Raw genomic sequence first — 15,586 nt, forward strand, 5'->3', positions numbered from 1 at the left:
GTAATTGCATTAGAGGCGTGAAGGGCTAATGTACTTACAAACTCGGTTCTTTAGAGCCGAGTAGTTGATTTGGAACAGCAGCAAGTGGCAGCCAAGCCGCAGCCGGTTCAACCAGGGATGCGATTCAGCGCCCTAGAAGCATTATTGCAACGCGCTTGGAAACAAAGCCAGGCCGTGACCATTCAACCTGATGTCCTAGCATATGGCCAGTACGTTGCCGAAATTCAAGGGGTTCATGGTGGGCTTTGAAGCCGGACAGGTCTATTTACAAACGCAAGATGGCCACATTTGCACGATTGCAATTGCGGTGATTCACACCGACCCATTATCGACCACATTAAAAAAGTCCAGCATGCGCTGGACTGATAAATTTATAGAGCTTCTGTTAATGGTTGTTGTTGGGTGTGCTGCATTAATTTTGCGATACCGCGACAAGCTTGGGCTAATGCCTCATCACTTGCTGCATAGCTAATGCGAATGTAGCGTTCGCCACCAGGGCCAAAGGCAGCCCCGGCAATCACAGCCACTTTTTGATCATAGGCTAATTGTCGTGCAAATTCCCAACTATCACCTTTAAAGCTGGCTGGTATTTTAGCAAATACGTAAAAGGCGCCATTTGGTCGGGCGACTTCAAAGCCGAGTTGCTGCAAGTGTTCCCGCACGTAATCTCGGCGGCGTTGGTAAATTTTAACCATTGGGGCGCAATCATTTTGACCGTGCTTCATGGCTTCAATGGCCGCATACTGCACAAAAGTGGTGGGCATGGTGACCATGTATTGGTGAGCTTTCAACATTTCAGCCATTAAGTCTTTTGGCGCAAAGGCAAACCCTAGCCGCCACCCTGTCATGGCATGTGACTTTGAAAGGCCATTGATTACAATCGTCTGTTCAGGTAGTAATTCACCCATTGACGTATGTTTTTGACCGTAAGTTAATTCGGCATAGATCTCATCGCTTAAGACCCACAGTTGTTCCTGTTTCAAAATGGCAGCTAAGGCTTGCATTTCAGACCGCGTGTAGGCAATGCCAGTTGGATTGCTAGGGGCATTTAAAACGATGGCTTTAACGTGGTCCTGACGGTGTTGGTCTAAAACCGTTTGTAACCGTTCTGGAGTCAACACGAAATCATCAGCGCTGGTATCTACTAGAATGGGTGTGGCGTGTTGTAATTTGATCAATGGTAAGTACAGTGGATAAATTGGTGTCGGGACGATCACTGAATCACCAGGCTGTAATAAAGCTTGAAAACTGGCAGAGACGCCTTCGGTTGCGCCAACGGTTACCAATGTGTTTTCAGCAGTGTAGTTTAAATTGAATTTTTGATTGTAGTAATTGGCGGCTGCTTCACGAAGTTCTGGCAAACCGGCAATTGGTGTGTAGTGAGATTCATTTGCGGCAATGGCCGAAATTGCCGCCATTTTAATATGCGCTGGCGTTGAAAAGTTTGGTTCACCTAGCGTTAATTTGACGATGCCAGGAATCTGGCCGACTTCTTGATCGAATTGGCGTAGTGGGGATTGTTTTAAGCCTTTTAGGATTTGATTCGTATCATCACGGAACATATTTTCGACCTCCAAATCTTTCTACAAAACGTAACTGATTGATTAATGTTACTGTACGCTATTTTTTGAATAAAATAAAACTAAACTTTATCAAACTAAGTTGAATTAAATTCATCTATCAGCCGCTTCAAAAGCTTTTCAAAGTGACTTTCGGTACGCTGATAGTAGTAGATAAAATTTGAAGAGGTGATGCGCATGCAACAAGCACTGATGATCAATGTGGGAAGCTCATCCTTAAAATGGCAGTTATTTGATTTGGCGACGCAACAAGCCATTGCGACAGGCTTAGCCGAACGGTTAAACGCGGCCCAATCGATTTTTAAAATCAAGTTTCAAGGTCAGGTGACGCAAATTCAACAGGATCAGCTGACCCTTAAGCAAGTCGCAACGTTGTTAGTCGAAAAATTGCCAGCGCTGGGGCTGATACAACAATGGTCTGATTTAGCAGCGATTGGACATCGCGTGGTTGCTGGCGGGGAACGCTTTAAGCAGCCCGTCCGACTGTCAGCGACTGTTTTGGCCGAATTAGCAACGCTTAGCGATTTGGCGCCGTTACATAATCCACCGGCACTGCGATTCATTGATACCATGCGTCAGGTTGTTCCAAAGGTGCCCCAATACGCTGTCTTTGACAGTCAATTTTTTACGACATTACCTGAATTAAATGCCATCTACAGATTACCTTATGAGTTGACCCAACAACTTCAAATTAGGCGGTATGGGGAGCATGGCATCAGTCATGGTTACCTCGCTCAACAGGCCGCACAAGTGCTGCACCAGCCTTTGGCAGCCTTAAAATTGGTGACACTCCATTTAGGTAGTGGCGCTTCAGCAACAGCCATTAAAGACGGCCAGGCTTTTGACACATCGATGGGGCTGACGCCTTTAACGGGTTTAACCATGGGGACCCGTGCCGGCGACATTGATCCGGCCATTGTGCCTTATTTGATGAAAAAGCTAGACCTGGCAACACCAGAAGCCGTCCTGACGCTGTTAAACACCCAGTCAGGGTTACGCGGGATTTCTGGAATTTCAACCGATATGCGCGATTTAACGGCGCAAGCCGCAACGCAGCCTCGCGCACAATTGGCAATCGATATTTTTGTCAATCGTGTGGTGAAATACGTAGGCAGTTACTTTGCAGAAATGCAAGGTATCGATGCCATCGTGTTTTCTGGCGGCATTGGTGAAAATGATGCCGCAGTACGCGCACAAATTTGTCGACAACTATCTGTATTTGGCATCGCGCTTGATCCGGCACGTAATCGTCATCAGCACACAGGAATCATCAGTACGCCAACTTCCGCCATTAAAGTGTTACGGTTGCCGACTAACGAGGAATTGGCGATGCTACAACTCTTACAACGTTCCGGTGAATTAAAGGAATCATAGTCCCAAAAGAATCTTAGACTTTAACCGCCAAGGCTGGTATTCTATAATGTGAAAGTTTATTTTGTCATTGCGAAATAAACATTAGCGCGTTTAGGGGGCGAGTTTACCTCCAATAGCAAAATTGACATGAGAGAATCTGGGGGGACTTGGTGGTGTCACGTTTTACAAATTATCGCGTGAATTGTCGGGTGATTTTAATTTGCCGCACGCAACAAGGAACAATTGCGCGTTTGCATTACGAACGGCCGCAAACCGCCAGCGATGCAGCATTATTGGCGGAAGCCCGCCAAGTATTTTTAAAATTACGTCAAGCAGGCGTTAATCAAATCACGATGTTGCTGGCCACTGGGGTGGCACGCAATCGACGTCAATACCGTAAAATGATCAATGACTATTTAATTATGTAAGGTCAACCGTCTTGAGAAATCAGGCGGCTTTTTTAATTTAACGATTTGCCAATATTTCCCTTGGCAAGTCGTTTTTTGTTGTTTTATGAGAAAAATTTAACTGTGTTCCATCAACCTTCTCATCGATTGGTGCTTTGCTCGACTTTGCATTTAAGACGTTTTTTATTGCAAATGCCAAGTGCTGTTTTATATAATGCTTATACTGTTAATAAGCATTAAATTATTATAAAATGATAAATTATCTTTTATAATGCACCTTTTTGTGAATTGGTATAGATTGCGTCATTGCAATGAGTATTGTTACACAAACTACTATGAAATAGGAGGCTGAATTGGTTTTTTAATAGCTTGATACAATTCTTTGCACAAGTGAATGAAATTGTGTGTATTAAACGATGTAAGCGTTCACGTTATGATGAATTTGCAATTAAGAGCGCACAGTGTCAATACGCTAAACGCTTCATTATAAATAAGGAGTTGTTCATGATGACGGAAAGTTGGATTGATTTAAAGGACAAGGTATTTATCGTAACAGGAGGTTCATCAGGTATTGGTGCCGCAATTGTTAAAAGCTTATTAGACCAAGATGCATTTGTTTATGATGCTGATTTACAACCTAGTCAAGAAACGGCTGAAAAGTTAACTTTTGTGGAAACGAATGTGACATCAAAAACAGCAATTGATACGTTGGTTGCTAAGGTTTTGGAAGAACATGCTGCGATTGACGGTTTGGTCAATAACGCTGGTATCAATTTACCCCGTTTATTAGTCGATGCACAACAGCCTGGGAGCCAGTATGAATTTACTGAAACCAATTTTGACAAGATGTTTGCAGTCAATGTTAAAAGTGTTTTCTTAGTCTCCCAAGCAGTTGCCCATCAAATGGCAAAACAAAAGTACGGTGTAATCGTCAATATGTCTTCTGAAGCTGGTTTAGAAGGTTCACAGGGACAAAGTATTTATTCTGCTACAAAAGGCGCAATTAATGGTTTAACACGCTCATGGGCTAAAGAATTAGGGGAGCATAATATTCGGGTCGTTGGGGTTGCACCAGGCATTATGGAAGCAACCGGCTTACGGACGCCTGCTTATGAAGAAGCACTTGCTTATACCCGTCATAAAACCGTTGATCAAATTCGCGCTGGTTACAAGAGTACGACAACCACACCACTTGGGCGTAGCGGCCACTTATCAGAAGTTGCTGATTTAGTAACTTACTTCTTATCGAACCGTGCCAGCTACATTACTGGGGTAACGACAAACGTTGCCGGAGGTAAATCCCGCGGTTAACTTATTGGGGATATGAGCATGGATATACAAAATTACAGTCTATTAAAGTATTTTATTACCAATGATTCACTGACGTTGATGGAATTGACGACCCAGTTTCAAGTTTCTAAACGGACAATGTTGAAATATATCCAAAGCTTAAACTTAGAATTAAAAGGTATTGCTGAAATCAAAGAAAATCGACAGCGGTATTACTTGAAAGTCATTGATTTCAAGCGTTTGACGAGTTTACAAACTGGGTTTTTGAAACAGTCATTGGATCTAAATGATCCATTAAAGCGACAAGCTTATGTGATTTTAACCTTGATCAAGGCACAGGATTTTATTGTATTAGATGATTTAGCTGATGAATTGATGATTAGTAAAGGGACGTTGAATCGCGATTTAGCAGATTTAAAGCAGCTCTTACACAGTTATCAAGCACAAGTGATTTCAGTACCAAGTAAGGGCATTAAATTGCAGGTCAAACATGATTTTAATTACGCGTTATTACTGAAATTTGTCAGCAATTATTATGCCTTTGACGAATTGCTGACAAAAGCGACACTTAAGCAAACATTACCAGCCGATTTATTGTCGGAGCATACACTTGTGTTAATTGAAAATAATTTAGCGATTTTACAAGTATTAGTTCAGTCACAACATCGCTTGGAAGAACCCATTATGTTTTATCAAGAAATTACGGATCGTGTCCAATTTCAAAGTTTAATTCAAGCAGCGGCAACTCGATTAGGAGTTCAGTTAACGGAAACCGAGATTCAATTTTTATGTTATCCGTTTAATTTAAAAATCAATCGGGCGACAAAGGAACGCTTAACGGAAAATCGTCTGGTTTGGTTGAAACAGTTATTTGATAATGTGGAGATCAAAGTTAAAAGTGAAATTGATAGTCGTTTAGAATTTGATCATGTTTTTGAGCAAATTAAATATCATTTACTGTTCATGCTAAATCGGGTGATTTTCCATGTCCAAACTGACAACTTATTAAGTAATGAGGCAGTTGGAAAATACCCAATTGCACTTGAGTTGGCAACTGCAACGGCACAGGGATTGGGCAAACAGGTCCAGGTTGAGATCCCTGAAGCCGAGGTGAATTACCTGGTGATTTATTTTGAAATGGAAATTGAGGAACAAAACTCACAACGACTACAGCAAAAAGCGGCAATTGTTGGCCAGGTCAGTCGCAGTATTAAACGGTTTATCATTCGACAGTTAAACGATCTGTTTCAAGATTCGATTGAAGTTGTGAGTTTTGCAACGGAGCGTGAACTCATTCAATCGAATGAACGTTACTTGATTATTTTCTCAAATCGTCCGATTCAAGTTTGGAATCAAACCACACCAGTTGTGCGGATCAACAGTGTTTTCCGAACGGATGAAATGCTTTGTAAAATTCAGGTGGCACAAGTAGAAGAGGCCATTGCCCATAATTGGTGTGATTTTCAAGTCACAACATTGGATACAGCTTTGGGTTATTATGCCGGAACTGAACGGTTGATCGAAACGGAAATTGACCAGGGACGATTGAATCAGAATTTTTTGAAGGCTTGGCAACGTCGCGAAAAGGAAACGAATAACGTTTTTGAAAATGGGATTGCGATTCCGCATGTGATTGATGATTCACCTGCTGCGACTAGCATTTTATTGAGAATTGGTATCTTTAAACAGCCGGTTAAGTATCAAAATCGGCCAGTACGGTTTATTTTCTTGATTGGGATTCCACAAAAATTAGATCAGAATTTAAACCGGACTTTATCGCAATTATATGACTTGATCTTTATGATTTCGCGGCAACCGAGTTTGGCCGCAAATCTGTTGGATTATGACGACACGCAACCATTGACGCAAATAACGGAGGGGATTTAAATGCTAATTATCGGGCTATTTCTAGTTGGCGCCTTCTTATTACAAGGGGCCTTGGGCTTGATTCAAATTAAGAACTTTACGAAAAACTATCGTGACTTGCGTCTGATGGGACGCGTGTTGATCGGTAAAAATCCGAAACGCTTTCGTTCTGGCAGTTTGATTTTAATGTCGATCGATGAAGCTGGCAAAATTAAAGCTGCACGGATCATGAAAGGGGTGACGATTTTCGTTAAATTTAAAGCGCTACCAGATTTAACAGGCGAGTATTTAGCAATCGTTGCTGCTGATCATGATACGTTACAACAATATGATCGGTTAACCCAACAGTGTATTTTAAACGCTTATCGCAATTATGTTGATTTTAAAGCAGGTAAATTAAATGCCAGCGATTATGATACCAGCACGAACGTTTTCACGATGCCGCTATTTGAGAAAATCAGATCAATTGGTTTAACAACGATGGCTTCGCTCAAACAAAGACGCAATGATATTTAAAAATAAAAATTGGAGATGATGATATGAAGTATATTACTGATTTTGCCTCAGGATTCATGGGGTTGTTCCAAACGGGTGGTAAAACACTGATTAGTTGGATGACCTCGATTGTACCAGTTGTCTTGCTATTATTAGTTTTAATGAATACGATTATTGCCTTTTTAGGTGAAGAACGAATGAACAAGTTAGCGCGTGCTTCTTCTAAAAACGTGGTGACACGTTATCTGATCTTGCCATTCTTGTCTGCATTTATGTTAGGGAACCCAATGGCTTTCACCATGGCACGCTTTTTACCTGAGTATTACAAACCAAGTTACTACGCTTCTCAAGCACAGTTTTGTCATACCAGTAACGGGGTGTTCCCACATATTAACCCCGGTGAATTATTCATTTGGATGGGGATCGCACAAGGGGTTCAGAAGTTAGGCTTAAACACCATGGATTTAGCGATTCGCTACCTATTAGTCGGGATGTTGATGAACTTTATCGGGGGTTGGGTAACTGATTTCACCACAGCCTATGTTTGCCGGACAAGTGGTGTTACTTTGTCCAAAGAAGTTAAATTAACTGCTGGTACAGCCGAATAGGGGGAAAACAACATGACGACTTGGAATAGCATTAAAATTGTAAAAGGTTCAGGCGGCTGGGGTGGCCCCATTATTGTGACGCCAACAGAAGAAAAACATAAATTCATTTACGTCACTGGTGGGAACCGTCCGAAAATTGTCGATAAGATTGAACAATTAACTGGTATGAAAGCGATTGATGGGTTTAAAACGTCAATTCCAGATAACGAAGTGGCGCTAGCAATTGTTGATTGTGGTGGGACATTACGTTGTGGTATCTACCCTAAGAAAGGGATTCTAACAGCAAATGTTTTACCAACTGGCAAGAGTGGTCCTTTAGCAAAATACATTACGCCAGAACTTTATGTTTCAGCAGTTGATGTGAACCAAATTTCTGCAGTTGATGAAGCAACTGCTGCTGAAAATGTCGCACCAACTGCAGTCAGTGATGATCAAGAAGACAGTAAGTACGATAACCAAAAGACGATTACGCAACAAATGGAACATCAAGGGATTATTGCAAAAATTGGGATTGGGGCAGGGAAAGTCGTTGCCACCTTTAACCAAGCTGCAAAAGAATCCGTTCAAACGGTCCTCAATACGATTATTCCATTTATGGCATTTGTTGCCTTACTTATTGGGATTATTCAAGGTTCTGGGATTGGGAAAGTTTTTGCAAAGATCATGACACCATTGGCTGGTAATGTTTGGGGCTTAATGATCATGGGCTTTATCTGTTCATTACCATTCTTATCACCACTATTAGGCCCTGGGGCCGTTATTGGTCAGATCATCGGGACTTTGATCGGGGTAGAAATTGGCAAGGGTCATATTCCACCTCAGTACGCTTTGCCAGCATTATTTGCCATTAATACACAAAATGCTTGTGACTTTATTCCAGTCGGTTTAGGCTTAGAAGAAGCAGAATCAAAAACCGTTGAAGTCGGGGTGCCGTCGGTACTTTATTCACGATTTATCAACGGGGTACCGCGGGTATTCGTTGCTTGGCTCGCCAGCTTCGGATTGTACGCCGGTAAATAAATAGAATTAGAATTGTGTGGGGATGATTGAGATGATTGAAAATATCGAAAAGACAGTTTTTGAAACGCAAGTTGTAGAAGTCGGCCAAGATGCCCGTGACTTTAAAGAAATTAAAATGGCTATTTTATTTGGGAATGAAGCGCCAGACGCATTACGTCCCTCTTGCTATTTAATTCATGTGACACCAGTGGCAACTGACATCAAACCTGGGATGACGCTTGTGATTGATAACCAAACTTATCCAATTACGGCTGTTGGAAATGAGGTCCAAACAAACTTGTCGAATTTAGGCCACATTGCCATTAGTTTTACGGGGGCAACAAAAGCTGAATTACCAGGAACACTATATGTTGCAGATCGTGATTATCCTGTGATCGATGTTGATTCTAACATCAAGATTGTGGCAGGGTAGTGCGATGCTACCAGTAAAAGCCGTTATTTTCGACATGGATGGTGTGATCGTTGATTCAGAGCCACCGATTATTGAGGCCAAGCAGCAAGTGTTGGCAGCCTTTGGCGTGCATCAACCTGAAAGTTATCACTTTAAGTTCATGGGAATGAGTTTTCAAGCGATTTGGGACAATATGCGCACTGAGCTTAACTTACCAGTTTCGACCGAAGAATTGTTAAAGCGTTATTTTAAAGCGTACCAGCAGTTGATCGACGCCAATGGCCAACAGCCAATTCCTGGCAGCTTAGCGTTGATCAATGGGCTGGCGGCACAAGGTTATCGTTTGGCACTTGCGTCGTCATCACCATTGGCTGACATTCAGCGCACGTTGACCGCTTTCGGGGTATTGGATCGGTTTGAAGTGGTTTTATCCGGTTATGAACTGGCACATCCCAAACCAGCGCCAGATATTTTTAACATGGCCCGGGCCAAACTGGGCTTGCAACCCAACCAGTGTGTGGTGGTGGAAGATTCTGATAATGGTATTCGGGCCGCACAAGCGGCAGGCATCCAAGCCATCGCCTTTGATGATCCACGCTATCACCCGCAACGAACGGCACCTGGCGTGATCGGCGTCACGTCCTTTAAGCAAGTGGTGCCAACTGCAACTGGTATCTCAATAACGGATTAATGCAAAAGCGCAACTTTGCTGACGTGGCAAGGTTGCGCTTTTCGCTTACAGTTGTGCCAGCCGACGACGTAGCACCGGATCACTGGCGTATAAATATAATCCTTGACGACCGCGGGTGATCAAAACATTAATGGAGTTTAAAATGATTTGGCGTTGCATTTCGGCCATCACGGCTGGATCAGTCACGTCGCGACGCTGTTTAAAGGCTTCCTGATCTTCATAACGTTCAGGCCGAATGGCGAGGCAATCATGTTGGGCGTCATACCCCACTGAGGGGCCTAAAATCACGCCGACATAGTTGAGGTCAAAGCCTTGCACGGTATAAATCGAGCCCACTTCATCAATGGTTTTAGGTCGTTCGGCCCACGCTACATTGGGGTCCATATTTTTGTCCCAAGGTTGTTTGAAATTTTCGGTTTCAACGTAATATGTTTTGCCGTCTAGTGTGTAAGGAAAATCAGCGGTTGCCACTAGCCGCGATAGCCCATAACGTTGATTTTGTTGGCGAAGGTGGGCATAAAGTTGATTCGCATCGGTATAAATGCGCAAGTCAAATGTGGAATCAGGCTGTGGTTGCGGCAACAATTGGCCAGCAGTCCCGAAAGCGGTGAGCCAGTGTTGGATGGCGGGGCCTGCTTGCACCCGAAATTGTTGGGTGAGCCGTGTTGTTTCAGTGGGGTAAGGGGCTAACACTTGTGTGAGTAACTGTTGCGGCCAGTAGCTTTTAAACTTCAACATTTGCGTGGCATCAAACACTAAAATGATAATGTGACTTTCTTTTAAGATCTCAGTGAGTTGGTTGGTCTGATCAAAGCGATTGTACCGGTCAGACTGGGTTAACAGTAAATGGGCTTCATCCACTAAGACCACGTCAGCGCGTTGCTGCAGCTTGGCATAGCGGTTGATAAACGGGGTGGGCTTTTCAACATCTTTTTTGCGCAATCCAGCACGCTGTCCCGCAATTTGTTTGTAGGTTTTGACCATTTCAGGGTGGTTGATCAATAGATGGTTATCACCTTGGTAAAAGGGGCTATCAGGCTGCTGACGGGCTTGTTGCAGGACTGCCAGTAAATGACTGAGAACCACACTTTTACCGGTGCCAGCAGCGCCGTGGATCACAAAAACGGCAGTTTGGGGTTGGCGCCAATGCTGTTGGCAAAAAGTCAATATGTGTTGCACTAAGGCGGTTTGTGCCGTTGAAAGGGCTTGATCAGGGGCTAATTTCGCAGTGGCTTGATTGTGAGCACGTACCATTTTAAAACTTCTTTCGTTCTAAAAAGCGCCATGACAATCAGCTGTCATGACGTTTTGTTTTTTTATGGAATAAAGTGATTCAAGGCTTTTTGTAAGTCGTGGATCTCAAGTAAATTGATTTTAGGGAAAATTTTGAAAATAAAGGAAGCAAACGCATCATGGTGATATTTATAATTCATTTTGCCCATCGTGTAGGCGGCTTGATCAGTTGGCTGTTTCCGCACTTCTAGATCAAAATCGGCCTCAGGATGCACAACAATATAAGTATCTGCAGTAAGATAGATTGAATTTTCGGCGACACGCGGCTTTATCATGGCAATCAAACTTCCTTTGTTTAGAATTGGTAATCTCATCATACAAACATACGTTCTCGTTTGTCAAGGGGCGATTTTTTGAAAAAGCGTTGAAAACAACGTAAATCAACGAATAGCCTCTTTAAAAAATATTTTTTGATTCAATTGCCGCGTTCAGTGGTTCGAACTGTCGACCTGTCCTATTCTACGTGCAAAGCGATAAGGCGTCAAAGGGAATTTAAAGCCGTTTTCAGCGTGAAGCATACGCCGCCAAGGGCTGAACCGCTTTAAAAATTTTTTATGTCCGGTAATTTCGTTTATAATTAAAAATAATTATACATTTTGACTAAAGCGTGTTGCTAAAGGTATGGCGCGTCAAATTCAGGATCTTGTGAGGTCAAAATTTTAGGGCCAGCTTTGGTAATCGCCAAGGTATGCTCATACTGTGCTGAGGCTGAGCCATCAGCGGTGACGTAATATTGCCAATTGTCGGCTTTAAACAGCTTGGTGGTGACTTCCCAAGTGCCTAAGGTGATCATGGGTTCAATGGTAATGGTCATCCCTTCACGCAGGCGCAACCCTTTGCCGGCTTCGCCATAATGTGGGACTGCCGGTTCTTCGTGAATGGTTGGCTGAATACCGTGACCAATCAGATTGCGCACGTCACCCAGGCCTTGTTCCACTTCTGTATAGTGTTGAATGGCATGGCCAATATCACCGATCCGGTTGCCGATCACGGCTTGATCGATCCCTAAGTACAAGGCTTTCTGGGTGACGTCCATTAAATGTTGAATCTCAGGTTTCACTGCGCCAACGGCATAGCTCCAGCAAGAATCACTTTGATAGCCATCCAGCGCCACGCACAGATCCACTTTGACAATATCGCCTTTTTTTAAGGCCAAATGCGGGCGGGGAATGCCATGGGCGACTTCGTCATTGACGCTAACACAAGTCGCGTATTTGTAGCCTGTAAAGCCGATCTGCGAGGCAATGGCGCCGTGACTTTCAATGTAGTGGCGGGCAAAGGTTTCAATTTCCCAGGTTGAGATCCCTGGCTTGATCAAATCGCGTAAGCCTAAATGGACCCCTGCTAAAATCGCACCCGACCGGCGCATCCCTTCAATTTCACGTGGTGATTTTAATGTAATCATTGTCAATACTCCTTCAAAAATCCTTATTCATATCGTTTCTATTCTAATCTTTTTCATTTAAAAAGACAGCCAGAGCGCTTAAATTGATAAGCATATTAGTCGCCAAGTGAGGCGGTTTTCCGGTAAAATAGAGTTGGAAAAAATAAATTATAGAAAGAGGGTCCCGCTGTGAAACTCATTGAAGTTCCAATTAAAGTTAATGTTAGCTTACGCAAAATGATTCCGAACACGATTGCCTATCTGTATGGACATACTGCGATTCGCTATTTTAGAAAATATACCTTAGGCAATACCGATGTTTACTATGTGGATAATTTCAACCGGATCGACCTAATCCTGACCAACACCACGCGCCGCATTCGGGAAGATGAAGTGGCGTTTGTCACCGACAAATTACTGCCGCATACCCCTGACGAAGATCCGATTCGATTAAGCAAAGAGCGAATCGAAAGCGCGCGGCACCATAAGATCCGTAAAATGAAGGATATTATCATCATTGAATCAAAACCAGTGCCAACCACGAATCTTGATGCATAAAAAAATGCAGGTCCCATCTTGTTGATGGTGAACCTGCATTTTTTAAATGGCACTATTGGGCGTTCATGATCCACAAGAAGCCTAAGAAAACGAAGAATAAGACGTACATTAAAGGATGAACCTCTTTGCCACGTTTTGCGGCAACCATGGTGATGGGGTACATGACAAAGCCCAGTGCGATCCCGTCTGAGATACTGTAAGTTAACGGCATTCCTAAAACGATCAAGAAAGCGGGAATGGCAATTTCTAATTTATCCCAGTCAATATTGCGTAAGGATTGGGCCATTAACACACCGACAATGATCAAAGCTGGCGCGGTCACTTGACTGGTGACAATGGCCAACAGTGGGGAGAAAATCAGGCTGACAATAAAGAGGACACCAGTGACGATCACGGTAAAGCCGGAACGACCGCCAACTGCGATCCCGGCAGAGGATTCAACGTAGGCACCAGTTGGCGATGTCCCTAATAAGGACCCGACTAACATCGATGTAGAATCAGCGAACAAAGCTTGCCCAACACGTGGCATTTTATTGTCTTTCATAAAGCCTGCTTGTTCAGCCAAGCCCACTAAAGTGCCTGCAGTATCAAAGAAAGTGACCAATAAGAAGGTCAACACCACCACGACCAGCTGCAATGAGTTAATGTGCCCGATATTCTTCAAAGCCACTAAGAAAGTCGGTTGCAAGCTAGGGGCTGTTGAAATAATCGTGTGTGGTAATGGAATCAAACCAGTGACCAGGCCTAAAAGGGTTGAGCAAACCATGCCGATAAAAATGGCGCCTGGGACACGACGGGTCATTAAAATGGCGGTGATCACTAAGCCGAAAATCGTCAACCAAGTGGTTCCGACACTTAAGGAACCTAAGCCGACCACCGTTGATTTGTTAGCAACAATCAAACCACCATCATTTAAACCGAGAAAGGCAATGAACAACCCGATCCCAGCGGCAATGGCCATTTTTAAATCGCGCGGGATCGCATTGATAATGGCTTCCCGTAACTTTAAGGCGGTGATGATCATGAATAAAACGGCGGCTACGAAGACGCCGGCCAAGGCGGTTTGCCAAGGAATCTTCATGCCGATACAAACGGAGTAAGCAAAGAAGGCGTTGACCCCAAGGCTGGGGGCAATGGCAATGGGATATTTGGCGACCAGGCCCATGAGCAAGCACCCTAAGGCACTGGCCAAAGCGGTGGCCGTGAAAACGGCGCCTTTATCCATGCCAGTCGCGCCTAAAACGCTGGGATTGACAAACAAAATATAGGCCATTGAGATAAAAGTGGTAAAACCAGCCAAGGTTTCACGACGATAATTGGTCTTTAAGGCTTTGAAATTAAAAAAGCTGGCAATTTGCTGCATGAGAATACTCCTTTTATAAATGATTAAACGAAGAATCGATTGCTAGAAACTTAAATTTGTTCGTGTTTTAATTGAACCACAATAATAAGATACTATATTACGATTAAAATGCAAGTGAAAATTGAACATTGTTCGGATTTAGCACGTTATTTTGTTGATTTTGCTGGCAAATCGTGGCAGACCCCACTATACTAAAACTAATAATGAAAAAGGGATGATTCGATGCTTGATTATCGGAAACAGCAAGAATGGTCGAATGGTTTTGGTCACCAACAATCACCAATTGGGTTTTTATCGGCCACAGCACAACCAGAACAATTGACCACGTCACTTTTTGAATGGTCGTCACCTTTAGCGGTAACCACTGTGATCGACCGCGAAACGAATTTCGAAGCCACCGGCACAGGCAACGCACGGTTATTGCAACAACCTGTCACCTTTCAGCAGTTGCATTTCCATGCACCAGCAGAACATCAAATTGATGGCCACCAAGCGGCAATGGAATGGCATTTTGTCTTTCAAGATGCATTAGGTCAATTATCAGTGGTGGCGTGTTTTGCAGAATTAGGGGCGGCGAATCCACTGTTTGAACAATTATTGACCCATTTTCAATCCCGGCAAACCGCCACGTTGCCACAAGCGCTGCCGGTGAATAGTTGGCTGCCTCAGGCAGGCGGCGTGGTGCGCTATTTAGGCTCGCTGACCACACCACCGTTAACCGAAGGGGTGCATTGGTACTTGGCAGCCACACCGCTCACCGTATCAGTTGAACAACTGCAACAATACCGTGAATTTTTCCCACAGGATAACAACCGGCAGTTACAAGACTTAAACCAACGGCGGTTATTTAAAAGTGTCCTATAAACAAAGTTGAGAAGTCCTGCGCTAACGCCTATAATACATTTAAAGCAGTTCAATGAAGGGATGGGAAAACGGATGTTAACTGTGTTTGATGCCTTAAAAATGATTCAGGTCAACCATCAGCCACTGGATACGCATCAAGTTGTGATGACTGATCCAGAAGGCAAGCCGAATAGTATCTTAACGGATCTTTTAACGGATGTGGTGACCAAAACACGGATGTTTGTTGAAATGGACCTTATTTATACCAGTGATGAACTCATTGAAAATCTCCAGGCCGTGACCCCATTACCAGTAGATGTCTTATCGGAGTACACGAAGATCTTAGATCAGCCCATTGTGACCATTAATGTCGCGCCACAAAAGCAATTGGTCGAGTTGGTTTATGATGAATATAGCCACTAAAACGGCAAGGAAAGACTGGAG

The 15,586-nt window shown here is 43.4% G+C and carries 18 protein-coding genes; 13 read left to right on the top strand and 5 right to left on the bottom strand.

The features are described from left to right. Positions 1-69 precede the first annotated feature (69 nt). Positions 70-249, top strand: coding sequence for a hypothetical protein (locus FC07_RS03955; RefSeq protein WP_057903829.1), 180 nt, complete (start codon positions 70-72; stop codon positions 247-249). 122 nt (positions 250-371) lie between these two features. On the opposite strand, the gene FC07_RS03960 is transcribed toward FC07_RS03955, so the two are convergent. Further along, a complete protein-coding gene (locus tag FC07_RS03960; protein ID WP_057903830.1) occupies positions 372-1,562 on the bottom strand; it encodes an aminotransferase class I/II-fold pyridoxal phosphate-dependent enzyme in 1,191 nt (396 codons plus the stop codon). A gap of 195 nt (positions 1,563-1,757) precedes the next feature. On the opposite strand from FC07_RS03960, the gene FC07_RS03965 reads away from it, so the two are divergent. From FC07_RS03965 to FC07_RS04005, 9 genes are all read left to right on the top strand, one after another. After that, complete coding sequence (locus FC07_RS03965; protein ID WP_057903831.1) at positions 1,758-2,954, top strand: acetate/propionate family kinase; 1,197 nt, start codon at positions 1,758-1,760, stop codon at positions 2,952-2,954. A gap of 152 nt (positions 2,955-3,106) precedes the next feature. Next, a complete protein-coding gene (locus tag FC07_RS03970; RefSeq protein WP_155797817.1) occupies positions 3,107-3,361 on the top strand; it encodes a hypothetical protein in 255 nt (84 codons plus the stop codon). A 486-nt stretch (positions 3,362-3,847) separates the two neighbouring features. Further along, positions 3,848-4,651, top strand: a complete 804-nt coding sequence (locus FC07_RS03975; protein ID WP_057903873.1) for an SDR family oxidoreductase — start codon at positions 3,848-3,850, stop codon at positions 4,649-4,651. A gap of 18 nt (positions 4,652-4,669) precedes the next feature. Beyond that, on the top strand, positions 4,670-6,517 hold the full coding sequence (locus FC07_RS03980; protein WP_057903833.1) for a BglG family transcription antiterminator: 1,848 nt from the start codon (positions 4,670-4,672) through the stop codon (positions 6,515-6,517). Then, positions 6,518-7,012, top strand: coding sequence for a transcriptional regulator GutM (locus FC07_RS03985; protein WP_057903834.1), 495 nt, complete (start codon positions 6,518-6,520; stop codon positions 7,010-7,012). 23 nt (positions 7,013-7,035) lie between these two features. Beyond that, a complete protein-coding gene (srlA, locus tag FC07_RS03990; RefSeq protein WP_057903835.1) occupies positions 7,036-7,599 on the top strand; it encodes a PTS glucitol/sorbitol transporter subunit IIC in 564 nt (187 codons plus the stop codon). Positions 7,600-7,611: 12 nt separating this feature from the next. Beyond that, complete coding sequence (srlE, locus tag FC07_RS03995) at positions 7,612-8,619, top strand: PTS glucitol/sorbitol transporter subunit IIB (RefSeq protein ID WP_057903836.1); 1,008 nt, start codon at positions 7,612-7,614, stop codon at positions 8,617-8,619. A 31-nt stretch (positions 8,620-8,650) separates the two neighbouring features. Beyond that, positions 8,651-9,031 carry a PTS glucitol/sorbitol transporter subunit IIA gene (locus tag FC07_RS04000; RefSeq protein ID WP_057903837.1) on the top strand — a complete coding sequence of 127 codons (381 nt, stop codon included), beginning with the start codon at positions 8,651-8,653 and terminating at the stop codon, positions 9,029-9,031. Positions 9,032-9,035: 4 nt separating this feature from the next. After that, complete coding sequence (locus tag FC07_RS04005; protein ID WP_057903838.1) at positions 9,036-9,701, top strand: HAD family hydrolase; 666 nt, start codon at positions 9,036-9,038, stop codon at positions 9,699-9,701. 45 nt (positions 9,702-9,746) lie between these two features. On the opposite strand, the gene FC07_RS04010 is transcribed toward FC07_RS04005, so the two are convergent. From FC07_RS04010 to map, 3 genes are all read right to left on the bottom strand, one after another. After that, positions 9,747-10,955, bottom strand: coding sequence for a DUF2075 domain-containing protein (locus FC07_RS04010; protein WP_057903839.1), 1,209 nt, complete (start codon positions 10,953-10,955; stop codon positions 9,747-9,749). 62 nt (positions 10,956-11,017) lie between these two features. Then, complete coding sequence (locus FC07_RS04015) at positions 11,018-11,269, bottom strand: hypothetical protein (RefSeq protein WP_057903840.1); 252 nt, start codon at positions 11,267-11,269, stop codon at positions 11,018-11,020. Between the two features lie 338 nt (positions 11,270-11,607). Next, on the bottom strand, positions 11,608-12,399 hold the full coding sequence (gene map, locus FC07_RS04020; RefSeq protein ID WP_057903841.1) for a type I methionyl aminopeptidase: 792 nt from the start codon (positions 12,397-12,399) through the stop codon (positions 11,608-11,610). Between the two features lie 168 nt (positions 12,400-12,567). Between map and FC07_RS04025 the strand changes: the two genes are divergently transcribed. Further along, a complete protein-coding gene (locus FC07_RS04025; protein WP_057903842.1) occupies positions 12,568-12,936 on the top strand; it encodes a DUF1827 family protein in 369 nt (122 codons plus the stop codon). A 52-nt stretch (positions 12,937-12,988) separates the two neighbouring features. On the opposite strand, the gene FC07_RS04030 is transcribed toward FC07_RS04025, so the two are convergent. After that, entirely contained in the window at positions 12,989-14,299 is a 1,311-nt protein-coding gene (locus tag FC07_RS04030) for an NCS2 family permease (RefSeq protein WP_057903843.1), read from the bottom strand. Positions 14,300-14,521: 222 nt separating this feature from the next. On the opposite strand from FC07_RS04030, the gene FC07_RS04035 reads away from it, so the two are divergent. Further along, positions 14,522-15,163, top strand: a complete 642-nt coding sequence (locus FC07_RS04035; protein WP_057903844.1) for a carbonic anhydrase family protein — start codon at positions 14,522-14,524, stop codon at positions 15,161-15,163. Between the two features lie 72 nt (positions 15,164-15,235). Continuing rightward, on the top strand, positions 15,236-15,565 hold the full coding sequence (locus FC07_RS04040; protein ID WP_057903845.1) for a hypothetical protein: 330 nt from the start codon (positions 15,236-15,238) through the stop codon (positions 15,563-15,565). The last annotated feature ends 21 nt before the right edge of the window (positions 15,566-15,586 follow it).

The organism is Loigolactobacillus bifermentans DSM 20003, assembly GCF_001434575.1.
GTDB classification, from domain to species: domain Bacteria; phylum Bacillota; class Bacilli; order Lactobacillales; family Lactobacillaceae; genus Loigolactobacillus; species Loigolactobacillus bifermentans.

Bases quoted from the DNA above. Each gene is read 5' to 3' on its own strand.
- FC07_RS03960 (WP_057903830.1), bottom strand. From the start codon at position 1,562: ATGTTCCGTGATGATACGAATCAAATCCTAAAAGGCTTAAAACAATCC.
- FC07_RS03965 (WP_057903831.1), top strand. From the start codon at position 1,758: ATGCAACAAGCACTGATGATCAATGTGGGAAGCTCATCCTTAAAATGG.
- FC07_RS03975 (WP_057903873.1), top strand. From the start codon at position 3,848: ATGACGGAAAGTTGGATTGATTTAAAGGACAAGGTATTTATCGTAACA.
- FC07_RS03980 (WP_057903833.1), top strand. From the start codon at position 4,670: ATGGATATACAAAATTACAGTCTATTAAAGTATTTTATTACCAATGAT.
- FC07_RS03985 (WP_057903834.1), top strand. From the start codon at position 6,518: ATGCTAATTATCGGGCTATTTCTAGTTGGCGCCTTCTTATTACAAGGG.
- srlA (WP_057903835.1), top strand. From the start codon at position 7,036: ATGAAGTATATTACTGATTTTGCCTCAGGATTCATGGGGTTGTTCCAA.
- srlE (WP_057903836.1), top strand. From the start codon at position 7,612: ATGACGACTTGGAATAGCATTAAAATTGTAAAAGGTTCAGGCGGCTGG.
- FC07_RS04000 (WP_057903837.1), top strand. From the start codon at position 8,651: ATGATTGAAAATATCGAAAAGACAGTTTTTGAAACGCAAGTTGTAGAA.
- FC07_RS04005 (WP_057903838.1), top strand. From the start codon at position 9,036: ATGCTACCAGTAAAAGCCGTTATTTTCGACATGGATGGTGTGATCGTT.
- FC07_RS04010 (WP_057903839.1), bottom strand. From the start codon at position 10,955: ATGGTACGTGCTCACAATCAAGCCACTGCGAAATTAGCCCCTGATCAA.
- FC07_RS04015 (WP_057903840.1), bottom strand. From the start codon at position 11,269: ATGATAAAGCCGCGTGTCGCCGAAAATTCAATCTATCTTACTGCAGAT.
- map (WP_057903841.1), bottom strand. From the start codon at position 12,399: ATGATTACATTAAAATCACCACGTGAAATTGAAGGGATGCGCCGGTCG.
- FC07_RS04030 (WP_057903843.1), bottom strand. From the start codon at position 14,299: ATGCAGCAAATTGCCAGCTTTTTTAATTTCAAAGCCTTAAAGACCAAT.
- FC07_RS04035 (WP_057903844.1), top strand. From the start codon at position 14,522: ATGCTTGATTATCGGAAACAGCAAGAATGGTCGAATGGTTTTGGTCAC.
- FC07_RS04040 (WP_057903845.1), top strand. From the start codon at position 15,236: ATGTTAACTGTGTTTGATGCCTTAAAAATGATTCAGGTCAACCATCAG.